Source organism: Pseudoalteromonas sp. NC201 (assembly GCF_002850255.1).
Lineage (GTDB): Bacteria > Pseudomonadota > Gammaproteobacteria > Enterobacterales > Alteromonadaceae > Pseudoalteromonas.
In genome coordinates, this window is the sequence record NZ_CP022523.1 from 952,139 (window position 1) to 978,203 (window position 26,065).

Below are 26,065 nucleotides of genomic sequence, written 5' to 3' on the forward strand. Positions count from 1 at the left end.
ATTTTATTTGACCTTACCATGAGGGTAAGGGTTAGTGTCCAAAAATGAGAGTTAACGCGTTTGCGGAGATAGAAATGGACAAGGTAATAAAATTTAATGTATCGGGCATGACATGCGCCTCGTGCGTTGGCCGAGTTGAGAAAGCCTTAGAGAAAGTGTCTGGCGTTGTCAGCGCCAGTGTTAACTTAGCCTTGGAAGCGGTGTCTGTTGAAGGCAGTGCGGAAGTATCGGCGTTGGTGAGTGCGGTTAAAGATGCTGGCTACAAGGTCAATACCAGTGAAGTGCAATATCAAGTTAAAGGCATGACTTGCGCGTCTTGTGTGAGCCGAGTGGAAAAGGCGGCGCAAGCATTACCGCAGGTAATTAAAGCCGAGGTCAATTTAGCGACTGAAAAGCTAACCTTAACTTTAGTGGCAGAATTACCGTTCGCTGAAATAGAAGCCAAGCTTAACGACGCCGGTTACACTGTGGTACAGCCACAAGCTGACTCGGATGAGTTAAGCGAACAAGTGGCCACAACTCCCTTTTATCGCGCTGATTGGTTCCCAGCAGTGGCGTCACTGACGCTCACCTTACCTATGGTGCTACCCATGTTTGCCATGTTGTTTAACCAAAACTGGATGCTCCCGGCGTGGATGCAATGGGCACTGGCAACACCTGTTCAGTTTTATTTTGGTGCGCGTTTTTATCGTGCCGGGTGGGGAGCAATAAAAGCGGGGACGGGGAATATGGATTTGCTGGTGGCCATCGGTACCAGTGCAGCGTATGGCCTATCGCTGTATTTGTGGTGGACATTCAGCGGTGAGCATGGCGCTCCACATTTATACTTCGAAAGCAGCAGTGCCGTGTTGAGTTTGGTGCTGTTAGGTAAGTATCTTGAACACCGAGCCAAGCGGCGTACAACCAGCGCCCTTAAAGCGCTTGAAAGCTTAAGGCCAACATCGGCTATGGTCTGGCGTGATAACAGTTGGCAAGAAGTCCCAGCTGCGGCAGTAAAAAGCGGCGAACGACTACTGATCAAACCTGGTGAGCGTATACCGGTTGACGGCGTTGTAGTTGAAGGTCACTCACAGGTAGATGAAGCGCTTATCAGCGGTGAAAGCGTACCTGTTTATAAAGCACAAACAGATAAAGTTACTGGTGGTTCGGTGAATCTTGATGGCGTGCTTGAAGTGGATGCAACCAGTGTTGGCGCGGAATCGACACTAGCCAAAATTATTCGTTTGGTAGAGCAAGCACAAGGCGCGAAAGCACCAGTGCAAGCGTTGGTGGATAAAGTGAGTGCGGTATTTGTACCAGCGGTATTGGTGATTGCGCTCATTACATTTTTTGCATGGGGGCTCAGCACAGGAGATTGGCCAACGGGTATTCTGAATGCGGTGGCTGTTCTTGTTATTGCTTGCCCGTGTGCGCTTGGTTTAGCAACACCTGCCGCGATTATGGCAGGTACTGGCACTGCCGCGCGTTATGGGATCTTAGTAAAGGATGCAGGTGCATTGGAGCAAGCAACTGCCATCGATATGGTAATTTTTGATAAAACGGGCACGCTTACGGTGGGCAAACCAGAGCTTAGCAATATGCACACTTTTACGTATCATCAAGACGATGTGTTACAGCTGGCGGCATCGTTACAGCAATACAGCGAACACCCGCTTGCCAAGGCGGTGGTAAACAAAGCACAAGAAAAGCAATTGTCATTACTCCCTGTAAGCGACTTTAAAGTGGTAGCGGGTAGAGGCGTTAAAGCACAATACCAAGATAAAACAGTCTATTTGGGGAGCGGTTTTTGGATGCAAGAGTTAGGCTTAACTTTGCCTGCGCTACCAGAAGAAATACCCGGTGCTTCCTTATCTTGGTTAGTAAGCCAAAATAGTGAACTGAGCTGCGAGTTTTTGGCGCTATTTTACTTTACTGACGAGCTTAAAGCTCATGCCTTTACAGCGGTCAAACAGCTTAAGCAGCAAGGGATCAAAGTTGCAATGTTGACCGGAGACAGCCAAAGTAGTGCACAGTACAATGCTAAATTGCTAGAACTGGACGATTATAAAGCGCAAGTACTGCCAGAGCACAAAGCTGAGTATATTGCTAATGCCCAACAGCAAGGTTACTGTGTGGCAATGGTCGGCGATGGGATCAATGACGCCCCAGCGCTGGCACAGGCTGATCTTGGTATCGCAATGGCTACCGGTACGGAAGTGGCGGTAAGCGCGTCGGCAATGACGCTGATGCGTGGCGAGCCAAGCTTAGTGGCATCTGCTTTAGCGATGGCAAAATTAACCTATCGCAAAATCAAGCAAAATCTATTTTGGGCATTTATCTTTAATGTCATTGGCATTCCATTGGCAGCACTGGGTTACCTTAACCCTATTTTTGCAGGTGCGGCGATGGCGGCCAGTAGTTTACTAGTCATTAGCAATGCGTTGTTATTGCAACGTTGGCAACCAAAGGAGTAAACGTCATGGAAAAACTGATCACAATCGGCGAAGCCGCGCAGCGTACTGGGCTCTCGGCAAAGATGATCCGCCATTATGAAGCAAGCGGGTTACTAAAGTGCAGCAAACGAAGTGAAGCGGGTTACCGGCTGTACGACTCGCAACAATTACAATTGCTAGGTGTGATAAAGCAAGCACGAAAATTGGGGTTTCCTATTGCGCAGATCCAATCTTTACTCGATTTATTACAAAACCCAGACCGTACTAGCCGTGAAGTCAAATCGATAGCGCAGCATCATTTGAATGAGATTGAGCATAAAATCAATGAACTTCAGCAAATGCGCGAGACCTTGAAACAGCTGTCGGACAACTGTAGTGGTGACGAAAATGCAAACTGTCCAATTTTAGATGGGCTTTGCCAAAATAGCCTAAAGTAGCCGAAGGTTAGAATAGCCAAACGTTAAAAAGCCAGTCTTTAATGATGAAGACTGGCTTTTTTGTTGTGTAGAATAGCGCTAAGCTTCGAGTAATAGTTTTGACTCGGTTAGTGCGAGCAGTGCAGTTTGTAACCTTGGCAGCGCCGCTTCAATTTCACTCGGTGAAATCGTACAAACGGCAGCGCGATACCAAAGCTGTGACGCTTTAGAACGACAGCCGAAACTGGCAAATGGCACCAGTGCTAATCCTGCGCTATCAATTAAATACCGACTGACTTGATCTGCATTTTCGAGTACGTTTCCATCGGGGGTTTCCATATTGATGGCGTCGATCTTCAAGGTCATATAAATGCCGGCATTTGGTATAAATGAATCGATTGCTATGCCTGCGCCTTTCATATCCTGAACACCCTGATGCAGTACCGCCATTGAGGTTAGTATTTTTTCTTTAAAGCCGGCTAAATAGCTTTGTAGATAGGCTTCATTTTGAAATAACACCGCGGTGGCAAGTTGCTCTGCCGTTGGAGCCATTGCACCTATATGTTCTTGGATCACCTGCATTTTTGCTATCACTTCGTGTGGGCCTGTCGCCCACCCAACTCGAATGCCTGTTGCGGCAAAAGCTTTGGTGCCAGCATCAACCACAATTAAGTAAGGCTTGATATCTGGGCAAAGCGACGCCGGATGATAATGCTCAACCTCTTGCATTGTCAGCATCCAGTACACTTGGTCGTAGATAACGTAGAGTGGTTTGGCGTTTATCGCTCTGCGGCGCGCGTTTTCTGCCACAACCATGTCGCAGATTTCACTGAGCTGTTGCTTTGAAAACATGGAGCCATTAGGGTTTTGTGGTGAGCATAAGGTGATAAGGCGCGCATCAGATATATGCGCTTGAAGCTGTTCCGCTGTAGGTAAAAACTGATTTGCTTCGCTGGTTTCAATTGGCACGTGCTTGCCACCACACATGGTGGTGTAAAACATGTTATTCCAAGAAGGCACAGGGTAGATCACCTTGTCTTCTGCGCTCACTGTGGCGAGCATCGCAGAATACAGCAAAGGTCTTGCACCGCCAGAGATCAGCATCTCCGTATCTGGGTTGTAGCTGACGTTAAAGCGCTTTTTAGTTTGTTTTGCTACCTCATCGCGAAGTGATAACACCCCCTCAAGCGGGGGATAATCGTTATGCTTGTTCTCGTAGGCTTGCTGGATCTGTGCGGTAAGGTAGTCGGGCATCGGAAATTGTTGCGTGTCAAAATCTCCAATGATCAAATCACAAATTTCTTTCCCCTTTGCAAGCTGCTCCTGCACGTAAAACTCAAGGTGAATAATGTCCGAGTAATCAAGTGCATTGGCTAAATTTGATAGGTTTTCCATTGTTATATTTTTCTCCTTAAGTATTTGTTCTGGAATAATTTAGTACTATTTAAACGAGTAAAGTTAGCGCTGCGACTTCTCTAACTTTGTTGAGTGCGAAGTCAATTTCGGCTTCTGTAGTATGCCTGCCTAGGCTAAAGCGGATGGTTGCCTGTGCCAGTTCATCCGATAGCCCAAGAGCGGTTAATACGTGGCTTGGCGATAGGTTGCTTGACGAACAAGCTGAGCCGGTACTGACTGAAATGCTTTTCTTTAATAGGCTCAGCATTTTTTTACCGTCGGTGTCATGGAAAGAGACGTTACAAACATGGGGGAGTCTTTCTTCGCTCATGCCATTGACTTGCACCTGTTGTAGCTCCAATAAACCATCTTCTAGCTTGTCTCTTAGCTGCTCAACTTTGTCAATTGCGCCATTGCTCAGTTCTCGCTGGGCAAGTTCTACAGCCTTGGCAAAACCAACAATGCCAGGCACATTTAACGTGCCACCGCGTAGTCCTTGCTCGCTTCCACCACCGGTGATCTGCGGTATAATATCAACCACTCTATTGCCATGCTGATGTCTTAAATACAGGCCGCCAACCCCTTTAGGGCCATAAATTTTGTGTGCCGAGCAAGTTAAAATATCAATAGGGCAAGTGGTCAGATTAATATCGACCTTGCCTAGCGCTTGTGTGGCGTCAGACATAAATAGAATGCCATGTTGCTTTGCAATAAAGGCAATGTCGTCGATTGGATTAATGGTGCCGATTTCGTTATTTGCGTACATCACGGTGATTAAAATCGTTTCAGGCGTGATTGCGGCCTTCATTGCGTCAATATCAAAGCTGCCATCTGGTAGCGGCTCAAGATAAGAAACGCGAGCGCCTTCCTGTTCTAGATCTCTATGTGTTGCAAGCGTTGCTGGGTGCTCAATCGACGAAGTAATAATGTGCTTGCCTTTGTGATTACAAGCACGAAACACGCCGCGGATCCCTAAGTTGTTGCTTTCAGTCGCGCCAGAAGTAAAGATAAAATTTTCAGGTTGTGCACCAAGGGCATCTGCAATTTTTTCACGCGCTTGTTCGACCGCTTTATGGGCGTTCCAGCCATGTAAACCATACATGCTCGCAGCATTACCAAAGTCGTTACAAAAGTAAGGTAGCATGGCTTGTAACACAGCTTCGTCGCACGGTGTTGTGGCGTTATGGTCTAAATAGATAGGAAAGCGTAGCGACGCTTCCGTGGTGGACTTACTCTCTAGTGCTGTAATGAGTGACATAAAAAATCTCCGTATAAAATTGGGGCAACAGTCAAATTGAAGCGGATAAATGCGTGCATTACGCTTCGCAAGCTTCGGCTAGGGTGCTGGTTTGGGTGTTAATGGAATAATCTTCCATATCAAAGTCAGACAAGAAGATATTGGAGATCTTAACGATATTGTCGCCAAGGCTTTCGTCTTGTAGGAAAAGTCCTAATGCTACTTCAGTACCGTTCACGACTTTGTGAAAGTCATCCATTTCAGAGAAGTCCATAATGTGGAATACCCCTGCTTGAGGGTTCATTTTCAGCGCTTTTTGGTATGTGTCTTTATAGTGCTGCGCCATGATAAGCGGGCATTTTGCAGTCCATATATCCTTATCTTTTGATTCAGCTAAAACGATGTCTACTCCCTTACTGTTTTCGAATAGAATTTTAGTTACACCGTTGCTCGTTGCGAGTGACAATTGTGGGAAACTTGCTAAATCTTGCGAGATGATTTTACGTAAAGATTGGATCCCACGGTTTTTACAATTGCGCTCACCCTGAAGTACTAAGCGGTCGCGTTTTACAATGCTGTAATCACTTAATACGGCTTCTAGCTCGTCAGGTAATGGCGCAAGCCCTTGGCTGTCGGTGGTCATTGCTGGGGATGCAGAAATATCACAAGACTCACTACCGCACTGTAAGCCCAGATCGTCTATCAACACGCCAAGCACCACTTTAAGTTTTTTCTTGTGCTCTAGAATCGCGTTGTTAGCAACATTTAACACCTTTACCATTGAATCTATTGAGAATTCGGTAGCGGAATAACGCGGATCAAAATGCCCACCTTCTAGATAAAAGGCGGAGACAGTCGGGTAGTGTTCAGCGACATCCATACGGATCATCTCTAGGAGTTTTTGCTCTACTTTTCCAACCATTTTTTCTTTTAATTTCATTTCGTTAGTCTCTATCTGTAGTTGTGTTAAAGGTGTTTAATACCTTTGAGTAACGGCCTAATTAGTTTGTTTACCGACAAGCATGTGCCAAAGCGGTAACGCACGAAGTAATTAATTTCCATGCCCTACTAACAAAGTGAGGTTAATAAAAAGTCAACTTCACCTTAAGGATGAATCTTCCAAGTTAAATAACTGTAAAGATTGCCACGGTGGTAAGGTCAATGTTTGTTTGCGTAAAAATTGAGTTTTTTAGAAGTTTTTTTGTGAAACTTTCATTTCAATTGTTTTAATCGAGTCAGCGCTAATTGGTGAAAAAGAAAACCAAAATCATGCTAAGTGACTTGTTTAATTAATAAACATCTTTTAGGCGGAATAAGAAGTAAGTAGGACTATGCGGATTTCTTCACCGAGTTGAGTCATTGCCGTTTGCACGGCATTTGCGTTAATCAAAATAAATGCGATTAGCTAAGCTAAAACATTGGGTTACATATCTATGTTGATTTAGTGAAAAGTGGTTTTTGTAGTTGCTGTAATGTCTCTGTAATCTGTTGTAACTCGGTGTAATAGATAAAATCACTACCCTTAAATATGCTTTTAAAGTAATAGCTTAAAGGAGCATATTAAAATGAATAAAGAACTAGATATTGCCATTGTGGGTGGCGGTGTATCGGGTGTATATAGTGCATGGCGTCTGCAACAAGAGCTTGGTGATACACATCGCATAGGCTTATTTGAATATAGCGATCGTATCGGTGGTCGTTTGTACAGTCGCACGCTTCCGGGGTTGCCCAACGTTGTGGCTGAGCTTGGTGGAATGCGCTTTATTCCTGAGGATCATGTGATGGTGAGTACGCTGGTGGATGAGCTAAAACTCCAAACCAAAGACTTCCCAATGGGCTCAAAGCTGCCGTTATACCCTTCAAATGCAGAAAGCTCCCCTGAAGCAGGTAGTGAAAACAACCTCTTTTACCTGCGAGGGCAATATTTTAGATATCGTGATTTCGCCGAGTGTCCAGATAAAATCCCATACCAGCTTGAAGAAACAGAGCGAGGCTATGGACCGGAAGATCTTCAAGTTAAAGTCATGAACCTCATCTGCCCGGGATTTGCCGACATGTCTCTTGCAGAGCAGATGAAAGTCAAAGTGTTTGGCAAGGAAATTTGGCGCTTTGGCTTTTGGAATTTGCTTGAGCATGTGTTGAGTAACGAAGCATACCTTTTTATGAAAGAAGCGGGGGGCTACGATGCTAATGTGGCGAATGCCAGTGCGGTTACTCAGTTGCCTGCCACTGAATATAGCGATGATACGGTATTTAAGACCCTAAAAGATGGTTTTCAGGCGTTACCGCTGAAGTTATGTGAAGAGTTTGCAGCGGCACCGGGCTGCCTTGACCGCTGTAAGCGCGTTAATATGTTGCATCGACTTGCAAAAATTGAGCTGCATGATTGTGGCGAGTATCGTTATGAACTCACCTTTCAACCAACACAATTGAATAGCAGTGGGAAAGTGGTTGATAAAGATGCTCCAGCGTACAGCGTTAAAGTGAAGCGGCTTATTTTGGCTATGCCAAGGCGCTCGCTTGAGCTGATTGAATCGCCGTTCTTTGATGACCCTTGGTTGAAAGAAAACATTCCGTCTGTACTTATCCAAAAAGCGATTAAGATGTTTATGGCATACGAGCAACCTTGGTGGCGCAGTTTAGGCCTTGTTGCTGGTCGCTCTGTCACTGACTTACCAATCCGTCAAACTTATTACATGGGCACGGAATGCGATCAAAAAGAATGCCTTGAATACGAGACCAATGAAAAAGGCGAACAGGTATGTAAAGTAGAGCACTCCTATGGTGAGCCCAATACCAACTCGCTGCTAATGGCTTCTTACAATGATATTGGCACTATTCCTTACTGGAAAGGTTTAGAAAAGGGTGAGCATTACCAAGGCTATATGCCAGCCTATGGTGCACAAGGTTATACCGAAAATGAGATAGTACCTAAAAACCAGTATCAAATTACCACCGGGATGGTTGAAGCGGCACATCGCCAAATTCAAGCGTTACATAATCAAAAAGCGCTCCCAATGCCATATTCTGCAATCTACCAAGAGTGGGGGGATGACCCCTATGGCGGTGGCTGGCATGAGTGGAAAGCCAATTATCGTCTCGATGAGATCATGTGCAGAATGCGGCACCCGGTTGCGAGTGAAGAAATCTATATTGTTGGCGAAGCATACTCCTATGAACAAGGCTGGGTAGAAGGAGCATTAAATACGGCTGAATCAACATTGGCTGAGTTCTTTGCTTTACCAACACCGAAGTGGTTATCCAAAGACAAAGCCCAGTATGAACAGTGGCTTGAGTCACACCACAATTACTTACCAGTAGATTGCCGTAAAGGTGGCTGCTCGTGTCAGCATTCAGCGCAACAGCCAAATGCCAGTTCGGACACGCTGGACGAAGTCACTGAATTCGCTTATCGAGGTATTAATCATGAGTACCGCTAATTTTACGGTTGCCGACCATTTACTGTGGCGGTTAAAGCAGTTGGGCCTAGATAAGGTATTTCAAGTGCCTGGTGACTATGTGCAAGAGTTTATGACCGCACTGGACAACTTTCCAGGTATTGACGCTGTAGGCGATGTAACCGAACTAGGGGCAGGCTACGCGGCGGATGGATATGCAAGATACCGAGGTATTGGCGCGGTGTCTGTGCAATACGGCGTTGGCACGTTCAGCGTATTAAACGCCATCGCCGGCGCTTATGTCGAGCGTAATCCTGTTGTCGTTATATCGGCAAGCCCATCGGCTGAAAACCGTGTAGATATTGAAGAAACAGGCGTGTTATTTCATCACTCTACCGGCGACTATAGCGCTGATAAAAAGGTGTTTGAAAATGTCACTGTCGCCAGTGAAATTCTTTCGGATCCTGCTTCTGCTCCTGAGATTATTGATAATGCGTTACGCCTTGCCATGAGTGAAAAACGGCCTATTTATCTAGAAGCATGGCAAAACGTGTGGGGCGCAGCTTGTGATAAACCAGATGGCCATTTAGTGATCCCAAGACCTGCATCTAATCCTACGATGATGGCAAATTTACTCGATAAAGTAATCAACCGACTCAAAGAAGCTGAGAAGCCATTGGTATTATTAGGCATAGAGATCACGAGGCTCGGCATACAAAGGGAAGTCGAGAACTTGCTCTGTAACCTCAATATTCCGTATACCACGACCACGCTAGCCAAATCAGTATTAAGTGAGGCGCAAGGGCTCGGGAAGGAGCTGTTTGTTGGCACCTATGCGGGTGAAGCGTCATGGCCTGAAACGTTTGACTTTGTTAGCAAACGAGATTGCATTTTAGCGTTGGGGGCAATATTCACTGATGACTACCTGACCATGTTAAAAACGCAAGACAACGAATTGATCCGCGTGAATATGGGCGAAGCAAGAATTGGTAACTGCGAACGTTTTGGTGGTATCGATTTAGCACAGTTTATTGATGATTTAACGGTGTATGTTGAGCATTACCCGATGCAGCATCATGCGCTTTGCTCGTTGCCGGAAAACCCCTACTTGAAAAGTCCCGTACGAGATTGCGATACCATCAGCTACGAAAACTTCTTTTGCACATACCAAAAGCAGTTAGCCCAATGCCAAAAGGTGCGTGACTTCAACCTTATTTTAGGTGAAAGCTCTTCGCTTTATATGGCGGCTCGTTTAACTGGTATTGAAGAAAGTCGCTTTATTAGTGACACGGCTTGGGGGTCGTTAGGTCATGAAACCGGTTGTTCACTCGGCACAGCCTTGGCTGACAATCGACGTAGTGTTGTGGTTGCCGGCGACGGTGGGTTTATGATGATGTGCCAAACACTGTCTACCATTAGCCATAACAAACTCAATACTGCAGTGTTTGTAATGAGTAACCAAGTGTATGCAATTGAGCAGTCGTTCGTTGATATCTGTGCGTTTACTCCTGCGGGCGCATTTGCACCATTTGATGATCTGCATCGTTGGGACTATAAATCATTAGCGAATGCGTATTCTGTTGAATATTTGCATGTAGAGACCGTCGCAGATCTAAATGGGGTTTTTGCTGCGCTTCATGAAAACTCATGTAAGCCGTACCTCATTAAAGTCAATATTGATAAAAAAGATCTCGCACCGGCGATACAAGATCTCGCCGAAGCCATTACGGGTAACAAAGTGGACGACTGTCCATGTGGAAATAGCACAGCGCAAGGAAACAACAATGCCTAAACAATCCAATAAACCAATCCCTGAATATCAGTTAGAAGAAGCACAAAAGCGTATCGACCGCTATTGGCGCGCGACACAAGGATTTATACTCGCGTTAGAAAGCAAGCATGGCTTTTCTGCAAAGCAGTTGCTTACTTTATTGCCAACGGGGGATACTTCGATGGAGCGCTTTAGAGAATATCAAGCTAAAGCGCTTATCTTTAACACACGATTTCAGTTTTCGCCCTCGGTAATTGTGATGTGTAATAACACTGATGATGTAATGCGCGCCTATCAAGAGGCGATAGCGTTTAACTTACCCATTCGGGTGCGCTCTGGCGGCCATGATCACGAAGGGGAGTGTAGTGGCACAGATGTGGTGCTACTGGATTTAAGCGGTTTAAAAGACTTCTCCATTGAGAAAGAAGGCGATGATTATATTGCCCATATTGGTTCGGGCTATCGCTTTTATCAATTAGTCCCAAAGCTTGCGGAATCTGGTTACAAGGATATTCCACCGTTAACCATTCCACATGGCACTTGCGCCACGGTTGGGTTAGCTGGGTATATTCAAGGCGGTGGTTGGGGCCCGTGGACGCGAGCAAAAGGGATGTGCTGTGAGTCACTCGTTGGTGCGACTGTTATTTTGCAAGATGGTTCGAGAGTTGAGGTATCTGAAACTGAAAATGAAGATCTCTTATGGGCACTACGCGGAGGCGGGGCGTTAAGTTATGGAATAGTGACAGAGTTTAGAGTCAAAGCTTTTGAGCTACCTGACGAAATCCACCGCTTTGAAATTAACTGGAATAATGAGGCGGTTGGCTCTACAGACTTAGCAACTTGGCAGCTGCTCAGCCAGTGGGAAGATGCGATTAACGATACGGGAAAGGATACCGAGAACTTAGTTGGTACTAACCTAAAAATCAACGCGATCCCAGATGTTAGCGAGTGTGAAAAGTCATCTGGCTACGAAAAAACGTTAAAGCACCCAAGCACCATGTATGGTTATTGGCAAGGCTCCGAAAAAGCGCTGATTCAGTTTGCTAAGCAGTATTTTCCCACTGCTAAAGTGCAGGTGACGGGCACGGATACCAAGCAGAATTATAGCGAAGCATTGATGTCTGACTGGTCGCGAAACTCTTTGGCTAATCTCAAAAAACTGGGGTTAAAAGGGACGCTTGCCGCAAGCCTTGATGGCGAACCATTTACACCAGACTTCGACGCCCCAGCGCCACACAAGATCACCTCGAAGCTAGTGCGTGAGTCTGGTCTTACCGAACAAGGCAAGTTGGCGCTATTGCGTTCACTCACATCGCCTTTACTGTTTGCACAAAATGCCCCACTTGGACTATTTAGTTATGTCACTCTAGGTGCCATTGCGGGTAAGTTTTATGCCAATGATACTTGTGATGATGCTAAGGAGCGTGTTGCCTTTCCTTATACTACTGCGCAGTACACCATTCAATACCAAACTTGGTGGAATACCGAGTTAAAATACGACGGCAGTTACGACAGCAAACGCCTTGGTCAAGCAAATCCAGTATACCGTTATGTAAACCGTGCACTTGATTGGATTGAAGTTAGCCGCGACACCATCATAGAAGGGGCATACGGCGCGTTTATCAGCTTTAAAGACGCATCCATCCCGACGCAAACCTACTTCCAAGAGAATTATGAAAAACTCATTGAAATCAAAGAGGAGTATTCGGGTTTCACAGTTAAATTAGACTGTGGTAAAGAGGTTTACGTCAACTTTAATCGCCTAAGAACCCGTAAGACAATTATTTAACAGTGTTAAATGTGAAGAGCAAAAAGCCAGTATCGGCTTTTTGCTTGGTTTCACCTTGAGGTAGGAGATGTTTTACACAGCGACTTTGTTGTTTTTATATTGAATTTTTGGGTGGTGAGATGAGGGGGATTTTTCATCAAAAATTCGTTAGAAAACATAAACTGCTCGGCGAGTGAATCGCCTCCTACAAGCATGACTTCACTACAGGGTAGGAGCTGTTTTACACAGCGATTTTGTCGCTTTTATCATGTGCTTTACGCTGCGGCCTTGAAAGCATTTTAAATATCTAACACCACCACTTCCATTTGGTCTTGCGTATCATAAGGCTGGATCTGCATTTTTATTTGGCTCTCAGAAAGCAACTCCAGCTGACCTTCTGCGGCTTTGTATTTGCTGTGAACGACCTTTACTGCATGAATACCAAATCCGATTTCTCGCTCTAAGCGTAAAACTAAACCATATGAGGTGGTGGCTCCGCGGTCGGTTCGGTAAAGCACATAGTTATCGTCATTGACATTCAGTCGATTAAGTTCGGCAAAGGAGTTGTCAACGCCGCTTTGTTTGATCTCGGAATAATCACCAGCGGCAAAGATGAATACGATGAAACTCGGCACTGCTGCTGCCAAAGCGACTAATAAGCCAGACATTTTGAGCAACTTGGTGCGTCGACATAACGACCACAACAACACTGAAGCGGGTAAGATGATGGCCAGTATCATAACGAAAAGGTAATTATGCTGAGGCGCTGCAAATCTTAACTCCCAAGGCAAATTACTCATATTAAGGATGACCAGTAATACAACAATGACCAACGCAATACTTGAAAATCGTTTCATAAATTAAACCTAAACTACAACCAAAGTAAGTGATACCAAAAATAAACCTCAGGTTATTTAAACAAGCTGAATTTCCCTGTAAATTCTTTAAGCTCCGCGCTATCGCCAAACATGCAAATGCCAAAGTACTCTAAGTCTTGCTCTGGTGTTTCAGCGGTGGCGCTTACTTGCTGTTCGGATGTGCCAACAATCATGGTATTTGTAAAGTCGGTAAAGGGGATGTTACGAGCCACAAGCTCTGCTCGCACTTTTCTGATTTTATTACTGTTATCTGCTTTAAGCACAATAAAAGGGTAGTGCGAAATCGAAGGGTGAATGCCGCCATCTTTGTCTTGATACGGTAAAAAGCAGAGCTCATCAGTATTACCAATTTGGTCAATGAGCCCAGCGGTCATATGGCCAAGCGCATTAAAAAGTCGACCAAGTTCAACTTTTTTATTGAGCACAGCAACAAATCGCTTCGAGTTTTCGTCCGGTAAAACGGAAAAATCAGTCATAGACTTCCTTGAATAAGAAAAGAGACGCTTAACCATATCATAATAACACTATCACCGCGCCTAGATTTCGATAATTGATTGTAATTCCTTAAAAATTTCCTAAGGAGATACAGTAAATTTTGTTAGGCCAATCAGTTGTCCTGAACTGGTGACAACGTGCACCTCCCACTTACCTGTTGAGTCGGCGGGAAAGTTGCTCTTATGGCTCCAAGCTCGATAGCCTTCCTCGCGTCCACCGCTAATATTTAAGGGGATTCGGTCAACCACTTGCTTGTTGTGTACCCACACGTGAAAGATCTTTTCGTTTAGTCCCCGTGGTGCTTTTACCGCGCTCCAACTATACAAGCCTTGTTCGTGAAGCGAATGGGTATCGAGGTGTTGGATACTGTTCATTGGCTTTCGTTGCTGCCTATCAACTTCATAAGCCAGCGTAATGTCGGTGAGTCGTAAGGCCGCCGGGGGAACCCAGCTACGTAACTGCCACAAACCGGCGCTAAGTGCACTTAGCAGCAGAGCCAATAAGGGAAAACGCCACCATCTTGCATGTGGCATGACATTACCAAGACTCGGTAGGGTAAGAATAATGGCGGTGACTAGCGCTATTTGTATACTTTGGTCGGTTGTCAGGTGAAGCAAAATAGGTAGCGTAACTGAAATCACAACAAACAAAGCAAAATTGTGGAATACCATAAACAGCACATTGTGCCGGGCTAGCTTTTTGTAATATATCGGGTCCACAACGGAGATAAACGCGCAGAGTGCAATTAAGCAGGTAAACGCGGCCTGTGGATGATTCCATGTTGTGGCAGCCAAGAAAAAAGGCAGTGCGAAGAATAGACTTTCCTGTTGCACCATTTGTAGGGCAAAGCGCATAAAGTTGGGTGACAACACAATACCAAAACGTTGCTCCACTTGGTCGCGAAGCCAGTTATCAATAATAAGCCACAGCCAACTGGTGAGTAAAAGCAGAGCGATGATCTGTGAAAACGACTCTTTACGTTCAACTAAAATAAAGCTCGCTATACCACTGCAAAAAGCCAACAGCGCCATTAGGCCGGGCCACTTCTGCATCATCAAAATAAATTTTGTTATTAGGTTTTTGAAATAACGCATTGAAATAAAAATTGCTTGCTGGTCTTTAAGATTCAAGCACTTCAACCATGAATGCAGTATGAGTTTAGTAATTAACACACATAACTTGCTAACATTGTTTTGGATGACGTTAAATGTGTTCTGATTTTTTCGCGAATGTCACTCGACTGGTTTTGGCTTAACTTAAAAGCGCCATGCATCGTATTGATTTTAATCTTGAAAAAGTTAATGGCGTTAAACAGCGATTGGCGTTGATTAGCAGGCACGCTATCAAGCTGCCAATCACTATTTGAAAACTGCTCAAAATGCGTTATTTGCGCTTGTATTGACGCGTATTTTTCATCGTCAGTAGCAATAAGTGCGAGCTCACCTTCAACGATCACATTTGCGTACAACCACGTGGGGAGCTTAATGGCAGGGATAACCGTGGGTGAGAGGTAATGATCTTCACAGTGGAAAACTGCTTGAATAACACCACCTGTGTGAAAAATCGGGTTGTCTTTTGTAGCGTGTCCGAGCAAATAAGCATGGTCATCACTTAATGTTAGCGGTACAAAAACCGTCTTTATCTTGCCTTCCTGGATCACCGTCAGCGTGGCCAGCGGGTGTTTTGTGATCACAGAGCTGAGTATGTTTGGGTTGCTTTCAATGTAGTAGTTTCTTGGGTAGCTCATAACTTTTCCTCCAACCTCGCTTTCACTTCAGGCCACATCTCGTCAGTGATGGCAAATCGTGCTGTATTACGGTAACTTCCGTCGGGCAGGCGTCTATCTTTTAACGACAAGCCTTCAAAATGGGCACCGAGTCGAGCGATGGCATTACGAGACTTATGATTACATTCATGCGTTTGAAATTGCACACGCACCAGTCCAATCGCTTCAAAGGCATATTTGAGCAACAGGTATTTGGCGTGGGTATTAACATGCGTGCGTTGAAATTCAGTACCAATAAAAGTATGGCCGATTTCGGCACTTAGGTTGAGTTTATCAAGTCTAAACAAGCGGCTATTACCAGCCAGTTTACCTGAGTCTTTATCTATGATTGCAACAACAAGTTGTTCGCTTTCGTCAAACTGCGCAGAGCCGTAAAACCATTGCTCTATGGTTTTTTGATCGCGACAATAATTATTAAATACCCATTTCCAGATCTCGGTTTTTTTGCCTCGAGCCAATAACTCAGGTAAATGCGCGGCTTCAAGCGGAGTGAGCTTAACGCGATTGGATTCTAGCGTTTGTTTTGAAAGCATCAATTTTCCATTCATTCTGTGTTTTTAATGCTTGCATATTGCGCTGATTTTGGTTGATATAAAACAACCAGATTTAATAATTTAATTAGACCAGACTTGATTTCTATTAGCCCAAAAACACAGTCTCAAGATGCTAAACATAAACGCTTAGCAGATGTTTTACGCAGTGCCATTACTGAAGGTAAGCTCACACCCGGTGACAAACTTCCTTCTGCCCGAAAGCTGGCTGAGTTACATGGTATGAATCGGCACACGGTGATGAATGCGCTACAAAACTTGGTAGCTGAAGGCTGGCTGGTGGTTAAAGAGCGCAGCGGCTATCGAGTCAATACTGAACTACCTATTTTCAGTAGCCAACAGATAGACACAAAAGTGCCTGCTACACCACAAATCGTACCGCAATTTGCTAAAATACTGACCCCAGTAAGCAGCACTAAGCGTACGGCCTACCGCTATAGTTTTGCAGGGGGCTTACCGGATCTTCATGCTTTTCCCTATGATGAGTTTAAGCGGTTTTTGGTAAAGGCGTGCCGCAAAACCAATGTCAGTCATTTTCACTATTCAGACATTGCGGGGTGCGAGTTACTGAAATCCCAAATTCAGGCGTATTTGCGCAGAGCGAGGGGACTGGTATGTGATGATTTACTGATTTGTAATGGCTCCCAAGAAGCGCTCTCATTGGTGGCAAATGCATTTATTAATCCAGGTGATGGTGTTGCCATCGAAATGCTTGGTTATCCGCCTGCGCGACATGCCTTTACCAATGCAGGCGCTGAAGTTTTTGCATTAGCACAAGATGCAGAAGGCATTAAAGTGGAGGCTTTGGCGCGCTGCCTTGAACAAAACAAGGTGAAGCTGTTGTATTTAACTCCTCTACATCAATACCCCACGACAGTGACTTTATCTGTACCGAGGCGCATGGCGATTTATCAGCTGTGCCAGCAGTATGGCGTGTTTATTATTGAAGACGATTACGACCATGAGTTTCATTATCTCTGCCCGCCGTTACAGCCAATGGCGGCAAGTGACCCAAGTGGTATTGTGATTTATATTTCTACCTTCTCAAAAATCATGTTTGCCGGTGCTCGTGTGGGTTATATGAGTGCGCGGGCCGATGTGCTCGCGCAATTGGTGGCACGTAAGCAGCTACTTAATCACAAAAATGATGCCCTTACCCAGTTGGCTGTGGCTTACTGGATGGAAGAGGGCGGGTTTGAGCGCCATTTACGCCGCATGACCAAAGCCTATCAAGTACGCCATCACGTGATGGGGCAGCACCTAAGCGAGCTTAAAGCCAAGTTAGATATTGACTTTGAAGTGCCACAAGGCGGAATGGCGTATTGGGTAAACAGCAAACGCGACGTCTCGAGATTATCTGAAAAAGCACTTGAAAAAGGGATTTACGTACAATGTGAGCCTGAATTTACTCTCGATAAGGCTAGTAGTTTAAGTCATATTCGCTTAGGCTTTGCGGCGCAAGAAATCGAGCAACAGCAAGCTGGGCTGAGTGAGTTATTTGCTTTGATCGCAGAGCTGGAGAAAAATCATGAATAAGCAACAAGCACTGGTCGAATTCGTTACATTCGGTCCACACAAAGCGCAGGCGTTAAATATATTATTGAGCGATAACAGTGCAGTATCGCTCGCTATCAGCAAGGCGATGTTAAGCGTGGTATTAGCAAAATATCTCAGCGGTGAAATTGACGAAGATGACCTCGAAAATTGGGCTGGGTTTGTTGAACTGCGTGACGAGATTGATTGCACCTTGATAGAAGATTACCTCTATGCGTTGAATAATCCAGAGCTGATGGGTGGAATTAACCTCGATTCCATCGGTAATATGTTGAAACTCATTAAAGGTTAAATACAAAAGGAAATACCATGAGATTGATAGCGGCTGCATTGTTTTTATTAAATTGCCAAATCGCGTTGGCGGGAGGAGATGTGTGTGAAAACCCTATCTCAACCATAGACATCAACGAGTGTGCAATGAGCGAGCTTAACGCGAGAACTGAAATACTTGAACGTTACTACCAAAAAAGCCTTGAGCATAATGCCTTTGATGAGCAACTGGTAGAAGCGATTAAAGCCTCGCAGTTGGCGTGGCAAAGCTATCTCGATGCCCACTGCGGCGCGGTATATACCCAATGGCGAGAAGGCACTATTCGTGGCGTGATGGCACTCGAATGTCGTAAGGAATTAGTAAAAACCAGAACTCATACACTTTGGGTTAACTTTTTAACTTATATGGATAGCACTCCACCAGTATTACCAGAACCAGAGTAAACGCGTGATTCTGGCAATAATTTTGCAATTGCCCCTTGGAGATATTATCCAGCTGTGGTTATGCGCCTATGCTGGTGTTTCATCTCTCAATAACATCACACCTAATACGATAAACCATAGGATTTGCCCCAACCCGAAGATAGCAGTGGTCACGTCAAAAAATGGGTTTGCTGAGAAAGAAGAAAGACCAGAAAACAATGTAAGGATTCCTGCAATACTGACCAACAACCCCCAATAATGCAACAGTGGACTAAAAACGTTATGTTTAATGCCAACATAGCTAACCGTTAGTACCCATATTGCACCGACCAACTCGATACCACCGCCAAGCGCATCTACCACTATCGAGATGGTGCGATTAACCGTTAGTGCAAGCGCTGGATCGATCTCATAAAATTTTGCAATTGCTGCAATGCTGGTTAAAAAAACCATGGTACTTGCAAGTACAATTGCGGCCCATATATAACCCACTATGCTAGCAAATTTCATCAGCTCAGGAGAGGCTTTACTCAAGCGCTGCTGCATGGCTTGTACCAACACGATAAGCGTGAAGCTGAAAATAATCCCAATGACAATATAGCCGAGGAAAAAGGTGTCGCGATTTTGGATGAAAAAATCTAGGTAAAGCGCTGGGGTATTATGTCCACTGGAGTCCAATACTCCAAAAAATAATACAAAGCCAAACAAATAAGTTGCCGCTTCTGTGAGTGCAGCGACTCCTCCCCATTTTTGTAATGACATGGCTACTCCAAAAACTTGATTATTATTGTTGTGCTCAGTTTAGCAACATATGGAGAGTCAGCGCCAAAACAGGGGGGATTATTTGTAACAATAGTTTATCGATGTGGGTGTTTTAGGAATAATATTGAATATGAACAATGCTATCCGCATTACTATTTCGCATCATAATCACAGTACAGGCTGCAGGTGGAGCCATTGAGATGCCAGACATGGGTTCTCATGCAATCTGGTGAAGGTAAACAGCATAGCGAAGCGTCGCTATGCTGTTGAAATGAGGTTTGCAGGTTATGCAGGTGTTCTGCGTCTAACAAAAGCCAACAGCGTGCTTAGCATCGCTAGTAAAAAGCCGAACGCACCACCGGAACTACCTTTATCTTCCTTATCGGTAGTCGTTGGATTAGAACTCGCTTTATACTGCGCTTTAACAACTAGTTCACTGGTGACGTTGTCAAAAGTCGTATCCCACCCAGTAAATGCGTAGCCATTTCGTTTTGGCTCTAGAGGCGGTGTTGCTGCTTGCCCATGAGAGATTTCCACGGCCTTGATGACTGTACCATTCCAATCTACGAACTTAACTTGATACATATTAATTTCAAATTGTGCAGTAATGATAAGGTCTTGCTCCACTTTGCTAAAATCTCCATTCCATCCAGAGAATGTGAAACCTTCTCTGGGCGGAACTTGAGGAGCATTCGCGGAAGTACTTTCTTCAATAGTTTGAGTAGCAAGCACGCCACCGTCCCAATTCTTAAACACGACATTAAACAGTTTTGGTTCGTAGCTTGTTACTTGAAACGCGGTTTTGTTGTCTGTGTAGTCTAATTCAGGGAATTCTGACGAGAAGCGGACGGTTGGCGTAAATACGCCTACTTCGCTGGGCGTTACATTAAACGAGACTTGAACTGATTTAATGTCAGCGCCATTGCTAAAACTACATATGTGACGGTTACTTAACGCTTCACAGCTAGTAGTATATTCGTTATCTACTGACTCGAAATCAAGCTTTAATGCGGCTTCAGAATCTAGGTAAAGATGAAATTGACTAGGTAAACTGGGTAGTGTGTTTTCAGTTATTTCTAACGTAACTGGGATGCTAGACCCCATTTTTACCTGCTTGGCTCCCGTTATATCCCGAACAGAAATTTTATTGATCTGTTCTTCATCAACAAAGATATAAGGCGTAGCGCCTAACGTTGTTAACTCTCGCGCTTTAGCACCTTGGCTATATATTCCCGCAGAGTCTATTTGAGTACTAGCGTCTAATTGCCAAACACCTTGACCTTGTTGCAAGTCATCGTTGCTGAAACTCAAACCTTTAGTACCAACAAACTCATTTTGACTATTGCCTTGTTGCCATTGCTCTATAGTGAAAAGCTTATCTTCCGCGTCAGAACCTTCTGGTGCTCTGAGAGCATAATAACCTTTGGCCATCCCCGATAGATCCGACGCTGTGACTGTTAACGTTATGTTTTGCTCACCATTCGCTGATGCCAGTTGATTAGATGAAAAAGCGATATGGTTGATTCTGGGTGGTACTAGATCTAGTTCCGTTTCATTTTTTACAGTGATGACAGAAGGTAAGCCTAGTGTATTAAAGTGTCCTCGGTTGTAAACTCCCATATTTCCGTTGCTGTCAGTGAGCATAGCTGTGGCAACAAACCACTCACCAGGTAGGTCTTTATCAGTAAAGGTGAAAGAATAATTCGAACGATAAATTCCTTCGACATCTGTTTCTTGCCAATCAGATGACTCAGCCTGTTTTATAGCAAGTGATTTATACTGGCTAGGTGGTGAAACCCTAATTACGCCTTTAGACATAGTCGACTGGTCGTAAGCTTCTACGGTTACGTTAATCGTCTTATCGCCTGTATTTACATCAACTTCAGTGCCTGAAATCACAATAGATTTGATCTCAGGATTAACTCCTTCAGAGACCTTATCATTTGAGACGACGATGTATGGGTTAAAGCCGGCGGCTTCAATTTCACTCTCGCGAAGCCAAAAACGAACCGCGTTATTTACGTCAGTTACGTGGCCTAAGGTTAAAAACCATTTACCATTGATGTCGGCATCAGTGAAAGTAAAACTGACTTTACTTTCATACACACCAGTCTCATCGGTTTTCTGCCAATTAGAAGCTACTGCTGATTTGTTGCCACCCCAACTAAAGCCTGTTGGTGGTGATAAATAAACACGTGCGGATTTTACACCGCTTTCATCGTAAAATCTCAAGGTAATATCTACGGTTTTGTCACCGTCGTTGACATTAACTGAGTTTGAGGTCAAGTGGATTGCTCTTAGCTCAGGTGGGGTTCGTTCAGTTTCATTTGTAGTTTGTTGGTGTTGCTGGCAATGGGTATTGAGCACTTCTAACATAGTCTCAGCGGGCAATAAATTGTCACTTACGCCACTGGCAGCATTTGCCATCAGTAATTCAATTTTTGTATCACAACCTATTTGTGGATCGGTGATGGTATCTAAACTGAGCGGTTGGCTTGCTTGTGCATTCATTGCAGCTAGCCCAGAGACTAGTGTTGCCAGTGTGGTTTTCGTGAAGAGATTAAAACTCATTGTTAGTCCTTTAAAGTTATAGTATGTGGCTCTATTTTTAGCGAAATACTCTGTTAGCACGGTTTAGTACTACAAAGTTGAGTAAATATCCTAAATTAGCATGTGGCTCTAAATCTTTAGAGAATTTTTTGTACTTGAATTGTGAACAAATGTGAAAGTCATTCTTCTCTACTCTGTTGCTTTAAGGTGCTTTTTAAGGTGATCAATAAAAAGTTGAGTTTTATAGGGGGTGTAGTTTGCCTTCGGATAATACGCCCACAATTGTTTTGTTTCTGATTTCACTTCAGGTAAAACAGGTGTGAGCAAACCTTGGTCAAGCTCTCTTTTCACATAGCTAGGAGAAATAAACACCAGCCCCAAACCTTGCACGGCCGCAGTCAGCATTGCGTCTAACTGATCAGAGACGAAGTTGTAATTGTCAAATTGGAAGGTGTCTCCATTTTCAAGAATAATCCCACCTAGCTTATGGTAGTAACTGCTTAACAACATTTTATGTTGGCGGAGATCATCCAGAGATTCGATAGGGTTATGCTGTTTGAGATAGTGAGGAGCACCAAAGATTTGCATTTGGTAGTCAATGAGCCGGCTGCCTTTGTGAGAGGCTGAGTCAAAAGCTTCATAGTAGCGTGTGATCACTAAATCGTGATTAAGATCTGGGTGTGCGCCAGGGGCGATGACATTAAGATGAATTTTTAGCTTGGGATATTTAGCTAAAAATGAGGCGATATTTGGCATCAAGATGGTGCTGCCTACCGCGAGAGTTGATGCGATTTTCAAGCTACCTGATGGCGTTTGATTCAGCGTTTGTCCGTGATCAGTTAAACATTCAAACTGCGCAAGCCATATTGAAGCTTTCGGCAAAAAGTGCTCCCCAGCCTCAGTGAGATTGACTTGGCGAGTGGTACGAATAAATAGGGTTAGGCCTAGTTGTTGTTCTAACCAGTCAATTCGTTTGCTCACTGCAGACGCTGAAACACCTTCTTCATCTGCGGCCCGGGTAAAACTGCCAAACTCTACAACTTTGCTAAAGCTCCGTACTCCGGTTAACCAATCCATTAATTTTTTCCTGATGGGAATAAGTGTTTTTATTATTACCTTGTTTTTTGGATATTAAAAGCTCGGTAAAATTACCCTCTATTAAGTTAAGAGGAGCTGACGTGTTTCAAGTGGTGTTTTTAGCTGTTTTGCTGATGTCTTGCTCTCAGATCGCAAGCCAAATCTACATCCCTGTTTTACCTACTATCACGGATTCCTTACAGCTTACGCCTAGTCAAGGACAAGCAGCAGTAATTAGCTATTTCACTACACTAGGAGCTGCGCAACTGCTGGTTGGGCCGCTACGAGATAAGTTTGGCGATAGGCCTTTATTTTTTAGTGGGCTGGGTATTTTACTGTTAGGTACGGTTTTTTGCTCAATAGCATCTAGCGCCGAGGTATTTTTTATCGGTCGAGTGTTGCAAGGCATTGGTGCTGCATCGCCGGTGTTAATTGGCAGAACGCTTCTTGCTGCAAGATTATCAGGTGCAGAACTTAAAAGCGCGATGGCGACACTGGCAATGTCGGTGAGTGTGACTGCTATTTGTAGTCCATTCTTGGCTGGGGTGTTATCTGGCTGGGTAGGGTGGCAGGGGATGTCATGGTTTGCATTCGCATACTATGTTTTGATTTTGGTGTATGGCTATAGAATTATGCAGCAGAGCAGTAAAACTACTTTGTCGTTACGGCCAAACGCGCTCTTTTATGAATATCAAAGTCTATTGCTAAATCGATCATTTATTTCCCTCGCGTCGCTCAAATGGTTACCTACTTTTTTGTATCTTACCATTCAGTTGTATCTGCCGTTTTTACTGGCAAGGCAGTTTGGCTTGGAATCCAAAGCAATAGGTCAGGCGATGATGATCCCCATGTTTGGCTTACTCATAGGGTCAATATTAACTAAGGTATTGCAACGTAAGCGCTCCTATTTAGATATTGTAATTTGGACTTGGCCTGCATTAGTTGTCAGCGTGTTATTGCTGCTATTTGCAAGTGGTAGTGCGCTTGCTGTTCTGCTCGCTTATGCTGCGATTATGTTTGTATTTGGCGCGTATTTTCCAAGTTATATGCATCTCATTGGGGTTTTACATCCAGAAAAGGCAGGAACAGCGAATGCGCTGGTAGGGGCGGTTGAGCTGCTATTTTTTTCTTGCGTGGCATGGGTAGTCAATAAGTGGTTACTGAGTGGTGTAGAGTCTCTTGCGGTACTCGTTTTTGGCTGTGCATTGTTACTGTTTTTAACCTGGCGGCATTTATGCACTGTTTTTATGCCGGTTTGTAAAGAGTAATAAAATGCAGGGCTGCTTGCTATTACGGGGCGTTTATTTATGAGACTGGTGATTATGTGTGGTCTGCGAGTGAGGAAAAATACCAATGCAGTTTGAAACCGAACGTTTGTCCATGAGACGTATGACAATGGACGACCTTGATGCAGTTTATAGCCATCGGAAAAATCCAAATACGTCAAAATATATTGGTGCGCCTGCCACGTTCGAGTCGGCAAAAGAGCGGCTAGTTCAAGCATGCCAGCCTTGGAAAGGAGAACAAGACGAGCGCTTGATCTTGGCTATAGTGAGCAAACAAAAAGGAAAACTGATTGGCGAGCTAGTTTTTAAATATGTCGACGAAGAGAAAAAGGTCGGTGAAATTGGATTTCGATTAGCGGAGGATGAAATTGGTTTTGGCTACGGCTATGAGGCTGCTGCGGCGCTGATAAAGGCGGCTTTTCAACAGTGTTCTGTCGATACCATTCAGGCAATGTGCGCTGTTGGCAATCAACAGTCGCAGCGGTTGATGCTGAAGCTAGGGATGAAACGCAAAAACCGTCTAAATGCCTTTTTGGATATAGGCGATGAAAAGCACGATATCTATATCTATCAATTAACGAGACCCCGCTATTTGACCTTGTAATAGGAACGAATTGCGGTTAATTTAAGCGCTACGAGTAGACCTGCGTAGGTACTGTTTTTATTTGAGGGATTAAAATGGAATTTAAACTTTTAGCGCATCACAAAGCATTCATCCCAATCATTGCCAAGTGGTATTTTGATGAGTGGGGAAGTATTGTTGAGGAAGCCTCTGTAGAGCGTTTTGAGCAAAAGCTTTTAGACTACCTTAGCGACTCTAGTATTCCTTGTGTAATCGTCGCGCTGGATGGCGACACAATCGCAGGAGTCGTGCAGCTTAAATTTCATGAAATGAGTATCTACACAGATAAAGAGCACTGGATTGGTGGCGTTTATGTGGATAAGCCCTATCGTGGAAATAAACTAGCGTCACGCTTAGTCAAAGAAGCAGAGCGATTAGCCTCAATATTTGGTGTTACCACGTTATATTTACAAACAGAGCATCCAGAAGGTGGACTCTATCGAAAACTCGGCTGGCAACCGCTCGAAAACGTCAATTACCGAGGCGTTGATGTCGTGGTGATGAGTAAAACAGTAGTTTAGTTAAACAAGCTAGATTGTACGCTCAGGTATAAGGCTTAATAAAATCCGATAGTCTCATATATGCCAAACTAGACCGTTTAACAGCAACTTATCGCCTTAAATCCAACTGCTATAACGGACGTTCATCCAACTTGTGTTCGGACAGAAACAATTTAGAGCCGAATGTCGGCTCTATGTTGTAAGTTCAATTAGTGGGTATAATGTTATCCTTTTAATTATTTAGGAAAGGCTAACAGGCATTTAAGTAATGGAACCAGATAGTCCTAAAACTATACCAAATATTAAAAATGTTACGCCACTCACTTTATTGAATCGGCCTCGGCCTTTTTCGCCTACTAGCAGCTTTACCTTTTCAGCAAGTGCTGCATAACCAAAATAAATTGTGAAATGAATCAATGCACTGATAATACACAGCATCACAACTTGTGGCATTAATGAAACGGTTGGATTAATAAATTGAGGTAGTAATGCCGATACAAAAATTAATGCTTTTGGATTCAAAGATGTAACCAAAAATGCTTGCTTAAAAATCAGCCATGGTTGATAGTGTAAAGAGGGCTGAGAGCTGTCAGTATCAAGCTGAGGCACTGACGAACTATATACCTTAATACCTAAATAGCATAAATAACCAGCACCAATTACTTTTATAAAAGTTAATAGTTCACTAAATGTTAGAATGACTGCTCCCAGACCTGTCGCACTCAGAATCAACAAGAGTTGAAATGCAGCGACATTGCCTAAAACGCCAAGCGCAGCTAGCTTCTTCCCATGGTTCAACCCATTATTAATAGAAAGTAACACAGAGGGTCCTGGCGACACCAAAAGTACCGTAATTATCACAGTATACGTAACGTATTGTTCTATATTCATTTT

General features: G+C 44.1%; 23 protein-coding genes. 11 read left to right on the forward strand and 12 right to left on the reverse strand.

What is annotated here, in order from left to right:
* The first annotated feature begins 74 nt into the window (after positions 1–74).
* Positions 75–2,453: a heavy metal translocating P-type ATPase gene (locus tag PNC201_RS22095; protein WP_102058458.1), complete on the forward strand. Its 2,379-nt coding sequence runs from the start codon at positions 75–77 to the stop codon at positions 2,451–2,453.
* A gap of 5 nt (positions 2,454–2,458) precedes the next feature.
* The gene (cueR, locus tag PNC201_RS22100) at positions 2,459–2,869 is read left to right on the forward strand and encodes a Cu(I)-responsive transcriptional regulator (protein ID WP_010369762.1); all 411 of its coding nucleotides are present in this window, start codon (positions 2,459–2,461) and stop codon (positions 2,867–2,869) included.
* Between the two features lie 78 nt (positions 2,870–2,947).
* Here the strand turns inward: cueR and PNC201_RS22105 are convergent, their stop codons facing one another.
* The 3 genes from PNC201_RS22105 to PNC201_RS22115 are packed head-to-tail and all read right to left on the reverse strand — an operon-like array spanning position 2,948 to position 6,420.
* The gene (locus PNC201_RS22105; RefSeq protein ID WP_102058459.1) at positions 2,948–4,243 is read right to left on the reverse strand and encodes a pyridoxal phosphate-dependent aminotransferase; all 1,296 of its coding nucleotides are present in this window, start codon (positions 4,241–4,243) and stop codon (positions 2,948–2,950) included.
* A 49-nt stretch (positions 4,244–4,292) separates the two neighbouring features.
* Complete coding sequence (locus PNC201_RS22110; protein WP_102058460.1) at positions 4,293–5,501, reverse strand: cysteine desulfurase family protein; 1,209 nt, start codon at positions 5,499–5,501, stop codon at positions 4,293–4,295.
* Positions 5,502–5,559: 58 nt separating this feature from the next.
* Positions 5,560–6,420 (reverse strand): hypothetical protein, encoded by an 861-nt coding sequence (locus tag PNC201_RS22115; protein ID WP_010369754.1) that lies wholly within the window; start codon positions 6,418–6,420, stop codon positions 5,560–5,562.
* 625 nt (positions 6,421–7,045) lie between these two features.
* Here PNC201_RS22115 and PNC201_RS22120 point away from each other — a divergent pair.
* Genes PNC201_RS22120 through PNC201_RS22130 form a run of 3 tightly spaced genes read left to right on the forward strand, consistent with a single transcriptional unit; the run spans position 7,046 to position 12,438 of the window.
* Complete coding sequence (locus tag PNC201_RS22120) at positions 7,046–8,920, forward strand: flavin monoamine oxidase family protein (protein ID WP_102058461.1); 1,875 nt, start codon at positions 7,046–7,048, stop codon at positions 8,918–8,920.
* On the forward strand, positions 8,907–10,670 hold the full coding sequence (locus PNC201_RS22125) for an alpha-keto acid decarboxylase family protein (RefSeq protein ID WP_102058462.1): 1,764 nt from the start codon (positions 8,907–8,909) through the stop codon (positions 10,668–10,670). The genes PNC201_RS22120 and PNC201_RS22125 overlap by 14 nt, the downstream gene beginning before the upstream one ends.
* Positions 10,663–12,438 (forward strand): FAD-dependent oxidoreductase, encoded by a 1,776-nt coding sequence (locus tag PNC201_RS22130; RefSeq protein WP_102058463.1) that lies wholly within the window; start codon positions 10,663–10,665, stop codon positions 12,436–12,438. Before PNC201_RS22125 ends, PNC201_RS22130 begins: the two co-directional genes overlap by 8 nt.
* Before the next feature lie 278 nt (positions 12,439–12,716).
* On the opposite strand, the gene PNC201_RS22135 is transcribed toward PNC201_RS22130, so the two are convergent.
* From PNC201_RS22135 to PNC201_RS22155, 5 genes are all read right to left on the reverse strand, one after another.
* Positions 12,717–13,274, reverse strand: coding sequence for a hypothetical protein (locus tag PNC201_RS22135; RefSeq protein WP_102058464.1), 558 nt, complete (start codon positions 13,272–13,274; stop codon positions 12,717–12,719).
* A 53-nt stretch (positions 13,275–13,327) separates the two neighbouring features.
* Positions 13,328–13,771, reverse strand: a complete 444-nt coding sequence (locus PNC201_RS22140; protein ID WP_102058465.1) for a DUF2000 domain-containing protein — start codon at positions 13,769–13,771, stop codon at positions 13,328–13,330.
* A gap of 99 nt (positions 13,772–13,870) precedes the next feature.
* Positions 13,871–14,884: a DUF5924 family protein gene (locus PNC201_RS22145; protein WP_010603640.1), complete on the reverse strand. Its 1,014-nt coding sequence runs from the start codon at positions 14,882–14,884 to the stop codon at positions 13,871–13,873.
* Positions 14,885–14,955: 71 nt separating this feature from the next.
* The gene (locus tag PNC201_RS22150; protein WP_102058466.1) at positions 14,956–15,537 is read right to left on the reverse strand and encodes an FMN-binding negative transcriptional regulator; all 582 of its coding nucleotides are present in this window, start codon (positions 15,535–15,537) and stop codon (positions 14,956–14,958) included.
* Complete coding sequence (locus PNC201_RS22155; protein WP_010603638.1) at positions 15,534–16,109, reverse strand: GNAT family N-acetyltransferase; 576 nt, start codon at positions 16,107–16,109, stop codon at positions 15,534–15,536. Before PNC201_RS22155 ends, PNC201_RS22150 begins: the two co-directional genes overlap by 4 nt.
* A gap of 96 nt (positions 16,110–16,205) precedes the next feature.
* On the opposite strand from PNC201_RS22155, the gene pdxR reads away from it, so the two are divergent.
* Genes pdxR through PNC201_RS22170 form a run of 3 tightly spaced genes read left to right on the forward strand, consistent with a single transcriptional unit; the run spans position 16,206 to position 18,395 of the window.
* Positions 16,206–17,663 (forward strand): MocR-like pyridoxine biosynthesis transcription factor PdxR, encoded by a 1,458-nt coding sequence (pdxR, locus tag PNC201_RS22160; protein ID WP_102058467.1) that lies wholly within the window; start codon positions 16,206–16,208, stop codon positions 17,661–17,663.
* Complete coding sequence (locus PNC201_RS22165; protein WP_102058468.1) at positions 17,656–17,973, forward strand: hypothetical protein; 318 nt, start codon at positions 17,656–17,658, stop codon at positions 17,971–17,973. Before pdxR ends, PNC201_RS22165 begins: the two co-directional genes overlap by 8 nt.
* Before the next feature lie 17 nt (positions 17,974–17,990).
* Positions 17,991–18,395, forward strand: a complete 405-nt coding sequence (locus PNC201_RS22170; RefSeq protein ID WP_102058469.1) for a lysozyme inhibitor LprI family protein — start codon at positions 17,991–17,993, stop codon at positions 18,393–18,395.
* Between the two features lie 66 nt (positions 18,396–18,461).
* On the opposite strand, the gene PNC201_RS22175 is transcribed toward PNC201_RS22170, so the two are convergent.
* The 3 genes from PNC201_RS22175 to PNC201_RS22185 form a co-directional block, all read right to left on the reverse strand.
* Positions 18,462–19,136 carry a DUF4386 family protein gene (locus PNC201_RS22175; RefSeq protein WP_102058470.1) on the reverse strand — a complete coding sequence of 225 codons (675 nt, stop codon included), beginning with the start codon at positions 19,134–19,136 and terminating at the stop codon, positions 18,462–18,464.
* Between the two features lie 285 nt (positions 19,137–19,421).
* Positions 19,422–21,707: an InlB B-repeat-containing protein gene (locus tag PNC201_RS22180; RefSeq protein WP_102058471.1), complete on the reverse strand. Its 2,286-nt coding sequence runs from the start codon at positions 21,705–21,707 to the stop codon at positions 19,422–19,424.
* 168 nt (positions 21,708–21,875) lie between these two features.
* Positions 21,876–22,763 (reverse strand): LysR family transcriptional regulator, encoded by an 888-nt coding sequence (locus tag PNC201_RS22185; protein ID WP_010603632.1) that lies wholly within the window; start codon positions 22,761–22,763, stop codon positions 21,876–21,878.
* Positions 22,764–22,897: 134 nt separating this feature from the next.
* Between PNC201_RS22185 and PNC201_RS22190 the strand changes: the two genes are divergently transcribed.
* The 3 genes from PNC201_RS22190 to PNC201_RS22200 all read left to right on the forward strand — a co-directional run bounded on the left by PNC201_RS22190 (position 22,898) and on the right by PNC201_RS22200 (position 25,192).
* On the forward strand, positions 22,898–24,031 hold the full coding sequence (locus PNC201_RS22190; RefSeq protein ID WP_233525272.1) for an MFS transporter: 1,134 nt from the start codon (positions 22,898–22,900) through the stop codon (positions 24,029–24,031).
* A gap of 85 nt (positions 24,032–24,116) precedes the next feature.
* A complete protein-coding gene (locus tag PNC201_RS22195) occupies positions 24,117–24,653 on the forward strand; it encodes a GNAT family N-acetyltransferase (RefSeq protein WP_199539712.1) in 537 nt (178 codons plus the stop codon).
* 74 nt (positions 24,654–24,727) lie between these two features.
* A complete protein-coding gene (locus PNC201_RS22200; RefSeq protein ID WP_102058472.1) occupies positions 24,728–25,192 on the forward strand; it encodes a GNAT family N-acetyltransferase in 465 nt (154 codons plus the stop codon).
* Positions 25,193–25,432: 240 nt separating this feature from the next.
* Here PNC201_RS22200 and PNC201_RS22205 read toward each other — a convergent pair whose 3' ends face one another.
* Complete coding sequence (locus PNC201_RS22205) at positions 25,433–26,062, reverse strand: LysE family translocator (RefSeq protein ID WP_102058473.1); 630 nt, start codon at positions 26,060–26,062, stop codon at positions 25,433–25,435.
* Positions 26,063–26,065 lie beyond the last annotated feature (3 nt).